The following is a 14,438-nucleotide window of genomic DNA, read 5'->3' as shown; positions in this document are numbered from 1 at the left end:
CTATCGAGTCGATAGGCGGGGAAATCTACCGTTTCCAGGATAAGCAGCAAGAAAAAAGCCCGCCATGAAGGCGGGCCAAAATCGCTGCGCTTATTTCTGGTCCGCAAGCGTGGAGCTTGCGGCGAAATTCCTTTATTCGACGTGTTCGCCGTGCAGCGTCACGTCCAGACCTTCGCGTTCCTGTTCTTCCGTCACGCGGATGCCCATCACCATGTCGATGACCTTCAGCAGGATGTAGCTCACCACGCCGCTGTAGACCAGCGTCGTCAGCACGCCCTTCGCTTGCAGAATGACGCTGCCGTCCGCGCCGCCGATGTCCTTGACCGCGAACACGCCGGTCAGCAACGCACCCACGATACCGCCGATGCAGTGCACGCCGAACGCGTCGAGCGAGTCGTCGTAACCGAGCTTGTGCTTGAGCCACGTGGCCGACCAGAAGCAGATCACGCCTGCCGCAATGCCGATCACCAGCGAACCCGTCATACCGACAAAGCCCGAAGCCGGCGTAATCGCCACCAGACCCGCCACGGCGCCCGACACGATACCGAGCACCGACGGCTTACCCTTGGCCGCCCATTCGGCGAACATCCATGCGAGCGCTGCGGCTGCCGTTGCCACTTGCGTAGCGAACATCGCGAAACCGGCACGGCCGTCTGCCGCCACTGCCGAACCCGCGTTGAAGCCGAACCAGCCCACCCACAGCATTGCGCCACCGACCAGCGTGAGCGTCAGGTTGTGCGGAGCCATCGCTTCCTTGCCGTAGCCGACACGCTTGCCGAGCACCAGCGCGCAGACCAGCGCCGCGATACCGGCGTTGATGTGCACCACCGTGCCGCCCGCGAAGTCGAGGATGCCTGCCGTCGCCAGCCAGCCGGTCGGTTCCCAGACCATGTGCGCGATCGGCGAGTAGACGATGATCGACCACAGCGTCATGAACACCAGCATTGCCGAGAACTTCATACGATCGGCAAACGCGCCCGTGATCAGCGCCGGGGTGATGATCGCGAACGTCATCTGATAGACGACATAGACCGTTTCCGGGATCGTCGGCGCGAGGTGGCTGACGGTCAGCGTCGTGGCCTTATCGCCCTTGATGTAGTTCATGCCGGCCATGAAGAAGCGCGAGAAGCCGCCGATGAACGAGTTACCCGGCGTGAACGCGAGCGTATAGCCCACCACCACCCAGATGATCGACACGAGGCAGGTGATCGCGAAGCTTTGCATCAGGATCGCGAGCACGTTCTTCTTGCGGACCATGCCGCCGTAGAACAGCGCCAGACCGGGGATCGTCATGAACAGCACGAGCGCGGTGGAGGTCAGCATCCAGGCGGTGTCGCCCGAATTGATCTTCGACGAATCGACCGAGAACGGCGCGGTCGGTGCGGCAGGGGCTGCGTCTGAAGCTGCCGGAGCGGCGGCCGCGGCGCTGGCAGCCGGAGCAGCGGATGCGTCTGCGGCCGGTGCCGAAGCTGCTGCCGCGGCAGGGGCTGCCGAGGCGTCCGGCGCCGGCGCGCTCGCCGTCGTATCGGAAGCAGCGGCCGAAGCGGCTGCGGGGGCGGAAGCGTCGTCCGCGAGGGCGGCGCCGATACCGCCCGCAAGCAGCGAACCGGCCATCAGCAAGGACATCAATAATTTACGCATCTTCGTTTCCTCTTGTCGCTATCTGTGTCGCTATCTTTTGGTGTTACAGAGCGTCCGCGCCGGTCTCCCCGGTGCGAATCCGAATCACCTGCTCGATCGGCGTGACAAAAATCTTGCCGTCGCCGATCTTGCCGGTGCGTGCCGCGCGTTCCAGCGCCTCGATCGCCTGATCGACGATGTCGTCGGAGACCGCGGCCTCGATCTTCACCTTCGGCAGAAAATCGACGACGTATTCGGCGCCGCGATACAGCTCCGTGTGGCCTTTCTGGCGGCCAAAGCCCTTGACTTCCGTCACCGTGATGCCGGAGACGCCGATGGCCGACAAGGCTTCGCGCGCCTCATCGAGCTTGAACGGCTTGATGATTGCGGTAATGAGTTTCATGACATCCCTCGCTTAAGTTGCGTAACCCGTTGCGTACCCGTTTGCATACCCGTTGCGTAACCCGACTGCGTACCCGTAACCCATTCGTGTGGTCTCGTTCCGCTGCCGGAAAAGCGGCCGGCAGTGCGCGCCGGGCAGTAACAGCAACTCGCATGCCATGTTGTGTCAGACTTCGGCTAGGGCACGCCGCCAAAGGCGCGCGAGCGGCCCTGGCCGGATGGCTAACGTTGACGGGGCGTGCTGGCGCGGCTTATGGATCGTTGCTAGAGTGTTCGAACGCTTTGACACCGGACCCGCGCACCAAAGGGGCTCATACCGCGGTACCGGCCACCCGCTCATGCACCAAGAAGGCCCATTCGCCTTAGCAAAGCACAAACGCAACGAAACATGCACATTTTTTGTGCGCCATGAGGAACACCATGAAACAACCTAACGATGTCTTCAACGATTTTCAGGCCCGCATGAGCGAGCTCTTCAAGAACTCACCGGCCAAAGATGTCGAACGCAACGTCAAGGCGATGCTGTCGCAGGGCTTTTCCCGGCTCGACCTGGTCACGCGCGAGGAATTCGACACGCAGACCCAGGTGCTGGTGCGCACCCGCGCGCGCCTCGAAGAGCTGGAGCGTCGCGTCGCCGAACTCGAACAGAAGCTGCCGGTCACGACGCAAACGTCTTGAGGCATAAGGCCTAGCTCGCAGCGAATTGCATAGCGCTGCATCAGTTGCGCTTTAGCTGCACATCACTGGCAAGCGAGCCGTGACGTCATCAGCGTTTTAGGGGACCCGCGCGCGTTCAGGCGCGCTGTCCGACGGGAGAAAACATGTCGCTTGCCGTGGTGCGCAGTCGCGCGCCGGCCTCTGGCCGCGCGCCTGAAGTAACCGTCGAGGTTCACCTCGCCAACGGATTACCCTCTTTTTCGATCGTCGGCCTCCCCGATCTCGAAGTGCGCGAAAGCCGCGAACGCGTGCGCGCGGCGCTGCAGAACTGCGACTTCGATTTCCCGGTCCGGCGCATCACCGTCAATCTCGCGCCCGCCGATCTGCCGAAAGAGTCCGGCCGCTTCGACCTGCCAATCGCGCTGGGCATTCTGGCGGCGAGCGGACAGATTCCAGCGGAATCGCTCCTCCATCGCGAATTCGCCGGCGAACTCTCGCTGACGGGCGCGCTGCGCCCGATGCGCGGCGCTTTCGCAATGGCATGTGGCACGGCACGCAGCGCGGCGTCTCATGGCGGAACGTTCGGAGGTCTTTCCTCATCGGCGCCCGCGCATGACCACGAAGCGTCGGCCCAGCGCACGCCACAGCTTTATCTGCCGGCCGCCAGTGCGGCGGAAGCGGCGCTCGTGCCTGGCGTCGATGTCTATGGCGCCGCCGATTTGCCGGCACTGTGCGCTCATCTCGCCGGCGCCACCGACGGCCGGCTTTATCCGATGGCAGCCCCGGATCTCGCCGAAGCGGCGCCCGCGCTCGTTCCGGACATGTCCGACGTGATCGGCCAACGTGGCGCACGCCGTGCCCTCGAAGTCGCCGCGGCAGGCGGACACCACGTGTTGATGGTCGGGCCGCCCGGTGCCGGCAAATCGATGCTCGCGGCCCGCCTGCCGGGCCTGTTGCCGCCGATGACGGACGACGAAGCGCTCACGTCCGCGGCGTTGCTGTCCGCGAGCCGGGCCGGTTTCACGCCGTCGCGCTGGCGCCAGCGGCCGTTTCGCGCGCCGCACCATTCGTCGAGCGCGGCGGCATTGGTCGGCGGACGCAATCCGCCGCAGCCCGGCGAAATCACACTCGCGCATCTGGGCGTGCTGTTCCTCGACGAACTGCCGGAATTCGAACGCAATGTGCTGGAAACACTGCGTGAGCCGCTCGAAGCCGGCCGCATCACCATTTCTCGCGCTGCGTTGCAGGCGGATTTTCCCGCCGCCTGCCAGTTGATCGCCGCGATGAACCCATGCCCTTGCGGGTGGCGTGGAGACCCCAATGGCCGTTGCCGCTGCACACCGGAGATCGCGACGCGCTATTTGCGCAAGCTGTCCGGTCCGCTGCTCGACCGGATCGACATCCAGATCGAGATTCCCGCACTGACTCCCGCGGAGTTGTCAGCGCGCTCGAGCGTCACCGGAGAAACGAGCGCGGCGATCGCACGCCGGGTCAGCGCGGCTCGCGATCGGCAACTGACGCGGCAAGGCAAAACGAATCGGGAACTGGCCGGGCGCGAAGTCGACGAAGTTTGCCGCCCCGACGCCGCAGGCGAATCGCTGTTACGCGAAGCCGGCGAGCGCTTCGGCTGGTCGGCGCGCGCTTACTACCGCGTTTTGAAGGTGGCACGCACGATCGCCGACCTCGCCGGCGCGGCGACACCGAGCGTTGCCCAGGTCGGAGAAGCGGTTCAGTACCGGCGCGCTTTCAGTTCAGGATAAGTGGAAAAATTAACTGTCAAGACTTGACTTATGCACACACGCCCACTTTTGATAAATTTTGAAACAACTGAAAGGCCCGCGTAGCCTGAAACTTCAAAGCCATTGATTTTATTGATCTTTTTAAATGACCCCGATTGCGACGAACCTGACAGGAAGCCCGCCGGATGGGGCATCTGCGGCAAAAAAAGCAGACTTCTCAACAGAGTTATCCACAGGCGCGGCGAGGAAACTGAAAATCTCAACGTAAACCGGCAATTAGCACGCGATGCTGCGAAGGAACTTTCACTGTGGGGCGCATTTTGTCGCACGCCATGCCGGCCAAAACTACCGCTTTTAATACAGCTGGAACGACGAAAAAAATTGATCGATCTGTTCCTGAGGCAGCGGCTTGGACGCAATGATCGCCGCCTGGTAAGCATGCCGGCCGCGCACCACCAGTCGGGCGTAGACGGTGCGCGCCTCATGCTGCGAACCTGCTGCGCCGCTCAATTTCATCTCCAGGCCCAGCACCTGACCGCCGGCCGCCAGTGGAATTTGCACCGCGTGGGCGTCGGGCGCAGCGCCGACGTTGCGGGCAAGGCCGTTGCGCAGGAAGTCGAGCGCGGCCCGCTGCGTCGCCGGGTCGTCGCTCGGCAGCATCACGGTGCCGACGGCAAATACGGCGTCGCCGGCTTCGGCTGTCTGCATCGCCATCTGCATTGGCGCGCCGGCGATCTGCACTGCGCGCTGGTCGTTGCCGGGCTTGGCCGGCAAATCGACAGTGTAGCCGTTGTCGTTATTCATGACGGTGCGCCAGTCGTAGGTCGGCGAACACGCGGTCAGCGCGCCGCCGAGCACCACGAGGCCGACCACGCCGGCGAGCGACGCGAGCATGCGCTGCGGCCGCGCCGCTGCACCGGCAGCGCGACCGCCGACGCGACCCGCTGGCGGTCGCGAATCGGATGGGAAGCGAAAACAGCTTGCCGCACGCGTGAAGCGCCCGGCAGCGCGACGGCTAACGGCGGATTGGACCAGCAGATGGCAAAACGAATGACGAAAAAGAAGACGCAAAGTACGGAAAGCAGTTCGGAGCATGGCGGCGCGAGATCGGACTAACAGGAACGTAAAACGCCATTATCCGCTTCAGGCCCCCCGCGCTGCCGCGCCAGCGGAATGAGGCTACAATAGCGACGCTGTGCAACACCGGGCGCAAAGCCCCAACCAACGCACTGTCCCGCGCATCTGGCGCGACTCCCGAGGTTCTGTTCATGAGCTCCACTTCGTCTACCGCCGCCCGTCGCGCGAATCCGATCCGCTACATCGTGATGGCCGTTGTCGCCGTCGCGCTCGCCGTGGCCGGTTATTTCGCGTTTGCCGGCCAGCAGCGCGTGCCCGATGCGACCTTCACGTTGCTGTCCGGCCAGAAAGTCTCGACCGCCGACCTGAAAGGCAAGGTCTATCTCGTCAACTTCTGGGCGACGAGTTGCGACACCTGCATGAAGGAAATGCCGCAAATGGTTCAGACCTATAACCGCTTCAAGGGCAAAGGTCTGGAATTCGTCGCAGTGGCAATGAATTACGACGCGCCGATGTACGTGACCAACTACACGCAAACGCGCCAGTTGCCGTTCAAGGTCGCAATGGACGACGGCTCGGCTGCCAAGCAGTTCGGCAACGTCCAGCTCACGCCAACCACGTTCCTTGTGGATAAAGACGGCAAAATTCTCAAGCGCTACGTGGGCGAGCCGCAATTCGCGGAACTCGACCAGTTGCTGGAAAAGGCGTTGAACGCCGCCTGACGCTGAAACCGAGCGCCCCGGCGCGCAATCCGATCTGCGTCAAAAGAATCACAAGAATCACCAGTCTCGAAACACCCCGGTGGCAGCGGCAAAACGCCGCTTCGCCGCCGGCGCGTCAAAACCTCACCGCTCCCCTTCCCCTTTGGCCGCAAGGCCATATCGCTTGATCTTCTCGTAGAGCGTGGCTTTGCCGAGTTGCAGTTTGTCCGCGGCCACCGCGACGACACCGCCGGTCTGCTCCAACGCTTCCGCGATCACCGCCCGTTCGAATTGCTCGACGCGCTCTTTCAAGGGTTGCGCGACCGCGCCTTCTTCAGAGAACGACATGACCGGATCGTCCGCGACACCGAGCACGAAACGATCGGCGGCATTGCGCAATTCCCGCACGTTGCCCGGCCAGTCGCGCTGCATCAGGCCCGCACGCTGACGGTCGGTAAGAATCGGCGCGGGGCGCTGGTAACGCACAGCCGCGTCCAGCAGGAAATGCTCGAACAGCGGCACGATGTCTTCACGCCGTTCGCCCAACGGCGGCAGCGCGATCGTCACCACGTTCAGCCGGTACAGCAAATCGCGGCGAAACGAGCCATCCGCGACATGCTCGGCCATATCGCCCTTCGCAGCGGCAACCACGCGGCAATTCACGCGAATCGGCTGATTCGAGCCGAGCCGCTCGAGCACACCGTCCTGCAACACGCGCAGCAACTTCACCTGCAACGCGAGCGGCATGCTTTCGATTTCGTCGAGGAACAGTGTGCCGCCCGACGCATGTTCGAGCTTGCCGATCCGGCGTTTCGCCGCCCCGGTGAATGCGCCCGGTTCATAGCCGAACATTTCCGACTCGAACATCGGCTCGGGCAACGCACCGCAGTTCACCGCGATAAACGGCTTGTCCCGCCGCGGCGACATTTCATGCAGACTGCGCGCAATCAGTTCCTTGCCCGCGCCGGTATCGCCGTTGATCAGCACCGACGCATCCGTCGGCGCGACATTCGCGATCAGCCGTCGCACCTGCTCGATCGCCGGGCTGCGACCGATAATCCGCGGCGCCACCGAATTCTGCTCGGCGAACTCGCGGCGCAGCGCGAGGTTTTCGAGCACCAGCTTGCGGCGCTCCAACGCTCGCCGCACGGTCTCGATCAGACGTTCAGATGCAAAGGGCTTTTCGATGAAGTCATAAGCGCCGTCACGCATGGCTTGCACGGCCATCGAGATGTCGCCGTGACCGGTCACCAGAATCACCGGCACATCGGGCGCGCGTTCGTGGCATTGCGCGAGCAGTTCGAGTCCGCTCGCGCCCGGCAAGCGGATATCGCTGACGATCACCCCGGAGAAATCGGCGGTGATCATTTTCGCCGCGGCTTCCGCGGACGGGTGGCCGATCACGTCGAAGCCCGCCAGTTGCAAGCTCTGCACGCTGGCGCGCCGCACCAGTTCGTCGTCTTCGATATACAGCACTTGCAGGCCGTGGTTCAGCATGTCGTTCTCGTGTGATTCAGGAGCCCGTGGTGAGCGGGTCCGAGGTAGGGCTTGTCGGCACGCGCGCGCGGCGCAGCGTCAACACGAATAATGCGCCGCCGTCCGCCGCGTTGCGCGCAACCAGCGTACCGCCGCAATCGCGCGCGATCGACGACGAAATCGCAAGGCCGAGGCCCAGCCCCTGGCCCATTTCCTTCGTCGTGAAGAACGGTTCGAACAGACGCGGCAGCACGTCGTCGGGAATGCCGGGGCCGTTGTCGCGCACGGCGATGGACAGGGTCGCGCCGGCAACTTCGACGTCGATCGAGATGCGCGGCGGCGTGATGCCCGCAGTGGCGTCCAGCGCGTTGCCGAACAGATTGATCAGCACCTGTTCGAGCCGCAGATCGTCGCAGTTGGCGGTCAGTTGCGGATGGTCGTCGGCGAGATTCAGCGGCGTGCGCGCACCGGTTTGCGCATCGAACAAAGTGAATTCGACCTCGACGCCTTGCAGCCGTTTTTGCAGCAGCGCGAGCACGTTGCGCAGCGCACGCACGATCGGCGCGCGCGCACTGCGCGGCCGCGCCCGGCCGACGAAAAGCTTCAGTTGATTGGTGATCTTGCCCATGCGCTCGGTGAGCGCCGCGATCGCTTCGAGATTGTCTCGCGCCGACGCCTGATCGCCTCGCTCCAGCAGCACGCGTGTGTTGTCCGAAAAACCGCGCAGCGCCGCGAGCGGCTGATTCAGTTCATGCGTGATGCCGGCCGCCATCTGGCCGAGCGCGGCGAGCTTGCTGGCCTGGATCAGTTCGTCGTGCGCGGCGCGCAGTTCCTGTTCCGCGCGCGTGCGTTCGGCCACCTCCCGTTGCAACTGCTCGTTCGCCTCCGACAGATCCGCGGTGCGTTCGGCCACCCGCCGGTTCAGTTCCGCATAGGCCTTCTGCAGCAGCGTGCGGCTCTTCATCACTTCGCGCACTCGCGCGCGGCGCATGCGCCAGTAGAACGCAAGCAACGCAAGCGACACATAGCCGAACGCGGTGACGATGGTCGCGTAACGGGCGTCGGCGTCGACCGGATCGACGGGCGACATGGTGAGCAGATGCCAGTCGGGCTCGCCCATCCCGCGCCGCGAAGCGAGATAGCGCGGCGCATAGCGGCCGCCGCCGATCCGCACGATTTGCGCATTGCCTTCGAGCGTGCGTTCGATCGTCACCGGCAGCGGCGGGATCGGCTGCTGTGCGTACTGACGCGCCTGGTAGATCGAATCGGCGACCTGGCCCGAGAGCGGCCGGATCGTGTGATATTTCCACGCCGGCACTGAGGAAAGAAAGATCACGCCGTGGTCGTCGGTAACGACGAGCGGTTCGGACGCGTCCGCGCCCTGAAACCATTCGAGATCGAGTTTGACCACCGCCACGCCGACAATCCGGTCGTCGCGCCGCACCGGCTGCGACACGTAATAGCCGGGCGCTTGCGAGATCGTGCCGATGCCGAAGAAACGGCCCACGCCGCCCTTCATCGCATCGACGAAATACGGCCGGAATTGGTAGCCCGCGCCGATGAAGCTGCCTGGTCCGTCCCAGTTGCTCGCGGCCACGCAATAACCGTCGAGCGGAATGATGTAGGTGACCGTGGCCCGCGCGTGGCGGTTGAGGTCTTCGAGATAGAGATTGGCGCGGTGAACGTTGGCCGGACTCGGATCGACCAGCACGTCCTGAACGATCGGATGCTCGGCGAGCAGATAAGGCAGCGATTCGTAGCGCTCGAGCGTGCTCTTCAGCGCGTTGGTGGTGCGATCGACGCGCACCGACGCGTTGCGCCGCAAGCTGTCGATCCCGCGTTGCCATGCAAATGTGTACGTGAGCCCGCACGCTGCGACGAGCCCGGCAACGAGCACGAAGAGGATCAGCAGGCGGCGCGTCACGTTGGCAATATCCGATCGGTGGGGATCAGCTATTGTGGCATACGGCGCCGCCGCGTCGTGCCCGGAGTCGTGCCGGAGGTGGCGCCCGGAGTCATGCCCGGCGCCGGCCTGGCCGGCAGGCGGTGCGACGGATCGGCGTGCTGCTGCCGGCTTCATGCGCGCCGCCCCGCGGCCACGATCCGGCTCAGACGCCGGCCGTTTCTTTGACCGCCACACGGCCGCCCAGCGCGGCGTTCAGCTTGTTGCGGTCCAGTTCCTTTTCCCAAGCCGACACCACGACCGTCGCCACGCCGTTGCCGACGATGTTGGTCAGCGCGCGGCATTCGCTCATGAAGCGGTCGATGCCGAGAATCAGCACCATGCCCGACAGCGGAATGGTCGGCACCACCGCGAGCGTTGCCGCCAGCGTGATGAAGCCCGCGCCGGTCACGCCGCTTGCGCCCTTCGAGGTCAGCATCGTCACCGCCAGCAGCGTGAGCTGTTGCGTCCACGTGAGGTCGGTGTTGGTAGCCTGAGCGATGAACAGCACGGCCATCGTCATATAGATGTTGGTGCCGTCGAGGTTGAACGAATAGCCGGTCGGCACCACGAGGCCCACCACCGAGCGCGAGCAGCCGAGCTTTTCGAGCTTCAGCATCAGTTGCGGCAGCGCCGCTTCCGACGAGCTCGTGCCCAGCACGATCAGCATCTCTTCCTTGATGTAGCCGACGAAGCGAAGAATGTTGAAGCCCACCGCGCGCGCGATGATGCCGAGCACGACCACCACGAACACGATCGAGGTCAGATAGAACGTGCCGATCAGCTTGAGCATCGGCAGCAGCGAGCCGATGCCGTACTTGCCGATCGTGAACGCCATCGCGCCGAACGCGCCGATCGGCGCAAGCTTCGTGATGATGCGCACGACGCCGAACAGCACATGCGAGAGGCCGTCGATGAAGTTCGTCACGACCTTGCCCTTCTCGCCCGCCGTTGCGAGCACTGCGCCGAACAGCAGCGCGACCAGCAGGATCTGCAGGATTTCACCCTGCGCGAACGCCGACGAGATCGTGTCCGGAATGATGTGCATCAGGAAGTCGACGGTGGTCTGGCCGTGCGCCTTCGCGGCGTACGACGCGACTGCCTTGCCGTCGAGCGTCGCCGGATCGATGTTGAAGCCGACGCCCGGCTTCAGCACGTGCGTCGCGATCAGGCCGAGCACCAGTGCGAACGTCGAGACGACTTCGAAGTACAGCAGCGCCTTGCCGCCGACGCGCCCGACCTTCTTCATGTCTTCCATGCCGGCGATGCCGGTCACCACCGTACAGAAGATGATCGGCCCGATCACCATCTTGATCAGCTTGATGAAGCCGTCGCCGAGCGGCTTCATGTCGACGGCCAGGTTCGGGTAGTAATGTCCGAGCGCGATGCCGATGATGATCGCCACGATCACCTGGACGTACAGCACTTTATGGATAGGTTTCTTCACGATGTTTCCTGCGATGTGGATGAGCTCAAGGCCTGCCACGCTGCGCATCATGCGAACGAAGACTCGTCACGCCTGTGCACGGCATTAGGCCGCGACAAGACGACGAATTCAGAAATACCGGGAAGGGAAATCGGACATCGTTGTCTCCTTGCTTTAGTTGTCGGACCGTTGCGGCCGCGCATTCTTATTTGCAAGGTCGATGCCAGCTTGAGAAATGTCTGAACGCTTTGATTTCTCGGGCTTTTTTGGCGTGCTACGGCGCGCGCCGTCCGGGATTCCAGAAATCCGGACGAAGGCCGTCGGGAAATCGGGAATCGGCCTGCGTCAAAACCTCGGGAAAACCCGGAGAGCCTTGCAGGCCGTGGCTTTCCGGTTTCAGGCGAGGTCTCGCGTCGCCGTCATGCTCGCGGGTTTTTATGCGCCGCTTTCTTCCAGCACCAGCAGATTCTCATGCGAGAACCCGAGCGACACCGGTTGCCCGCGCTCGGGCAAACCGCGATTCGGGTCGTTGAAGATGTCGAGCGAAATGACCGCGTCTTTCACGCGCGTGCGGATGCGCACCACCGCGCCGAGAAAATTCACTTCTTCGACGGTCGCCTGCAACGTGTTGCGGCCCGGCGCGGCCGGTTCGAGCACGATCGCTTCCGGCCGCAGCGCGAGCATGCGCTGCCGGCCCGCGTCGCCCGCCGGCAAGGCTTGCGTCGTGGTGAGTTCCTGGCCGTCGACGACCATCTTGCCGGTCTTCGGATCGACCACCTGCCCCGCCAGGATGTTCAGCGTGCCGACGAACGACGCGACAAAGCGCGTGCGCGGATAGTTGTAGATCTCGGACGGCGAGCCGATCTGCTCGACACGCCCCTCGTTCATCACGACGATGCGATCGGAAATCGACAGCGCTTCTTCCTGGTCGTGCGTGACGAAAATCGACGTGATGCCGAGTTCGCGCTGCAACGCGCGGATATCCTGGCGCAACGAGATGCGGATTTTCGCGTCGAGCGCGGAAAGCGGCTCGTCGAGCAACAACACTTGCGGCTTGCCGGCTAGCGCCCGTGCGAGCGCCACGCGCTGCTGCTGGCCGCCCGACAACTGCCACGGATAACGCTCGCCGAGATGCGGCAGCTTGATCAACTGCAGCATGTCCTCGACACGCTTCTGGATTTCCGCCTGCGGACGATGCGTGATCTTCAGGCCGAAACCGATGTTGTCCGCCACCGTCATGTTAGGAAACAGCGCGTACGACTGGAACACCATGCCGACCTTGCGCTGCCGCGTGCGCAGATTCGTGACGTCCTTGTTGTCGAGGCGGATCACGCCGCGTGTCGGCGTTTCGAAGCCGGCGATCATCCGCAGCACGGTGGTCTTGCCGCAGCCCGACGGTCCGAGGAACGTGATGAATTCACCACGCTCGATTTTCATGTCGAAGTGATGCAGCGCGGTGTTCGCCCCGAAGGACTTATGCAGATTTTCGATTTCGAGAAATGCCATGATTCGCCGCCTTAATCAGTCAAACGAGTCCGTCAGATTTTTTGGCCGCTCAACGCGCGGGCCGAACCGAATACCTGAATCAAGCCCATCGATGCCCACGTGATCACGAACGCGATGATCGCCAGCGCCGACGGTTCATACGCGCGATTCGCGCCGATCAGTTGCAGATACGGACCGAACGCGGGCCGGTCGAGCAGGCTCGCCAACGTGAACTCGCCGATCACCACCGCGAACGTGAGAAACGCGCCCGACAGGATGCCCGAGCGGATGTTCGGAAAGATCACTTTGAACAGAATCGTCGGCCATCCCGCGCCGAGGCATTCGGCGGCTTCGGTGAGCGAGCGCACGTCGACGGCGCGCAAACCGGCATCCACCGCGCGGTACATGTACGGCAGCGACAGCGTCACGTAGCCGAACACGAGCAGCACGTCGGTCGCGCGTTCGTTGCCGGTGAGCGGCAGAATCGAGCTGCTGTTGTAGATGCGCAGATAGCCGAACACGATCACGATCGCCGGCACGACGAGCGGCAGCAGCGTGATGAACTCGACGATCGGCCGCAACCGCGGCAGCCGCAATTGCACCCAGTACGCGGTCGGCACCACCAGCAACACGCCGACGACGATCGTCAGCACCGCCATCAGCATCGAATAGCCGAACGACGCCTGAAACCGCGGATCGGACAGCACGACGCTGTACGCCTCGAAGCTGTAAGTACCGCGCTTCATCCGCAGACTGAACTCGAACGTGGCGATCAACGGAATCAGAAAATACAGCGAACCGACGATCATCGCGGTCCACGCCCCCACACGCGACTGGCTTTTCATCGACGTCCCCTTTCAGCGCGCGAGCGCAACCAGATGTAGCCGCCGTTCGAGAGGCCCGTCACCAGCACCATGCCGAGCGCGAGCGCGTAGCCGAGGTTCTGGTTGTGCATCACGTCGCCGCGAATTTGCGCGTACAGCAGGATCGTGACGATGTTCAGCGAACTGCCGGTCAACGCATAAGCCGTCGCAACCGCGCCGAACGAGTTGGCGAACAGCAGCAGCGTCGCGCCGAGCACGCTCGGCCATAGCACCGGCAACGCGACGTGACGCCAGTATTGGAAAGCCGTGCCGCCGAGGCAATCGCAGGCTTCGCGCCATTCGCGCTTCAGGCCGTCGAGCGCGGGCGTGACGATCAGCACCATCAGCGGAATCTGGAAGTACAGGTAAGTCAGCGTCAAACCCGAGAAGCTCAGCACGCTGAAGCCGGTCGAGTACAGATTGAAGCCGAGATACTTTTTCAGCAACACGGTGACGAGCCCGACGCGCCCCAGCGTGCAGATGAACGCGAACGCGAGCGGTACGCCGGCGAAGTTCGACGCGACGCCGGAAAACGTCATCAAGGTCGGGCGAATCCAGCCGGGCAGTTTGCCTTGCACCGCGGCCCATGCGAGCAGCGAGCCGATCAGCGCGCCGCCGAGCGCCGATGCGGCGCTGACCTTGAAACTGATCCAGTACGCGTCCAGCACGGTCGGCTGGAGCAGATCGCGGAAATTGGCGAGCGTGAAGTGGCCTTGCGAATCCTGGAATGCGCCGACCATCAGAAAGCCGGTCGGCAAAATCAGGAACAGCAGCGCGAACGTGAAGAACGGCACCACGCCGATCCAGCTGAGAATCTGCGCGGTGCGGTCCGGACCGTTCACGCGCGGCGTTGGCGTGGGCGCAGTCGGAGCCGGCAGCTCCGTGTGCACCAATCCAGTTTCCGATGAAGCGCTCATAGCTCACCCTTGCGGCAATGGCTGACGCCCGACGCGCCGCTCAGGTCGGGCAGCGCGCCGGCGTTGAATCGATACGTTGCAAAGATTGCGATCGACAGGCTCGGCGTGCAGGCAGTTCGCGATCGACCCGCAT

At 63.6% G+C, this 14,438-nt stretch carries 12 protein-coding genes; 3 read left to right on the top strand and 9 right to left on the bottom strand.

Annotated features, from left to right (window positions below):
* Nucleotides 1-132 precede the first annotated feature (132 nt).
* Nucleotides 133-1,641 (bottom strand): ammonium transporter, encoded by a 1,509-nt coding sequence (locus PQQ51_RS14010; protein WP_408497385.1) that lies wholly within the window; start codon nucleotides 1,639-1,641, stop codon nucleotides 133-135.
* A 43-nt stretch (nucleotides 1,642-1,684) separates the two neighbouring features.
* Nucleotides 1,685-2,023 (bottom strand): P-II family nitrogen regulator, encoded by a 339-nt coding sequence (locus tag PQQ51_RS14005; protein WP_006048089.1) that lies wholly within the window; start codon nucleotides 2,021-2,023, stop codon nucleotides 1,685-1,687.
* Nucleotides 2,024-2,442: 419 nt separating this feature from the next.
* Here PQQ51_RS14005 and PQQ51_RS14000 point away from each other — a divergent pair, with 419 nt between their 5' ends.
* Together PQQ51_RS14000 and PQQ51_RS13995 are read left to right on the top strand one after the other, a co-directional pair.
* Nucleotides 2,443-2,700 carry an accessory factor UbiK family protein gene (locus tag PQQ51_RS14000; protein WP_408497384.1) on the top strand — a complete coding sequence of 86 codons (258 nt, stop codon included), beginning with the start codon at nucleotides 2,443-2,445 and terminating at the stop codon, nucleotides 2,698-2,700.
* Between the two features lie 143 nt (nucleotides 2,701-2,843).
* Entirely contained in the window at nucleotides 2,844-4,439 is a 1,596-nt protein-coding gene (locus tag PQQ51_RS13995) for a YifB family Mg chelatase-like AAA ATPase (protein ID WP_408497383.1), read from the top strand.
* Nucleotides 4,440-4,772: 333 nt separating this feature from the next.
* On the opposite strand, the gene PQQ51_RS13990 is transcribed toward PQQ51_RS13995, so the two are convergent.
* Nucleotides 4,773-5,312 (bottom strand): hypothetical protein, encoded by a 540-nt coding sequence (locus tag PQQ51_RS13990; RefSeq protein WP_408497382.1) that lies wholly within the window; start codon nucleotides 5,310-5,312, stop codon nucleotides 4,773-4,775.
* 374 nt (nucleotides 5,313-5,686) lie between these two features.
* Between PQQ51_RS13990 and PQQ51_RS13985 the strand changes: the two genes are divergently transcribed.
* Entirely contained in the window at nucleotides 5,687-6,217 is a 531-nt protein-coding gene (locus tag PQQ51_RS13985) for a TlpA disulfide reductase family protein (RefSeq protein WP_408497381.1), read from the top strand.
* Nucleotides 6,218-6,340: 123 nt separating this feature from the next.
* Here PQQ51_RS13985 and PQQ51_RS13980 read toward each other — a convergent pair whose 3' ends face one another.
* The 6 genes from PQQ51_RS13980 to PQQ51_RS13955 form a co-directional block, all read right to left on the bottom strand.
* A complete protein-coding gene (locus PQQ51_RS13980; RefSeq protein ID WP_408497380.1) occupies nucleotides 6,341-7,693 on the bottom strand; it encodes a sigma-54-dependent transcriptional regulator in 1,353 nt (450 codons plus the stop codon).
* Between the two features lie 16 nt (nucleotides 7,694-7,709).
* The gene (locus PQQ51_RS13975; RefSeq protein WP_408497379.1) at nucleotides 7,710-9,752 is read right to left on the bottom strand and encodes a sensor histidine kinase; all 2,043 of its coding nucleotides are present in this window, start codon (nucleotides 9,750-9,752) and stop codon (nucleotides 7,710-7,712) included.
* A gap of 28 nt (nucleotides 9,753-9,780) precedes the next feature.
* The gene (locus PQQ51_RS13970; protein WP_408497378.1) at nucleotides 9,781-11,061 is read right to left on the bottom strand and encodes a dicarboxylate/amino acid:cation symporter; all 1,281 of its coding nucleotides are present in this window, start codon (nucleotides 11,059-11,061) and stop codon (nucleotides 9,781-9,783) included.
* Between the two features lie 414 nt (nucleotides 11,062-11,475).
* Complete coding sequence (locus PQQ51_RS13965) at nucleotides 11,476-12,546, bottom strand: ABC transporter ATP-binding protein (RefSeq protein ID WP_408497377.1); 1,071 nt, start codon at nucleotides 12,544-12,546, stop codon at nucleotides 11,476-11,478.
* A 32-nt stretch (nucleotides 12,547-12,578) separates the two neighbouring features.
* Entirely contained in the window at nucleotides 12,579-13,370 is a 792-nt protein-coding gene (locus tag PQQ51_RS13960) for an ABC transporter permease (protein ID WP_408497376.1), read from the bottom strand.
* Nucleotides 13,367-14,305 carry an ABC transporter permease gene (locus PQQ51_RS13955; protein WP_408497375.1) on the bottom strand — a complete coding sequence of 313 codons (939 nt, stop codon included), beginning with the start codon at nucleotides 14,303-14,305 and terminating at the stop codon, nucleotides 13,367-13,369. The genes PQQ51_RS13960 and PQQ51_RS13955 overlap by 4 nt, the downstream gene beginning before the upstream one ends.
* Nucleotides 14,306-14,438 lie beyond the last annotated feature (133 nt).

The organism is Paraburkholderia xenovorans, from assembly GCF_046030735.1.
GTDB lineage: Bacteria > Pseudomonadota > Gammaproteobacteria > Burkholderiales > Burkholderiaceae > Paraburkholderia > Paraburkholderia xenovorans_A.
The sequence above is the reverse complement of the archived record's forward strand: the minus strand, read 5'-3'. Positions and strand labels throughout refer to the sequence as shown.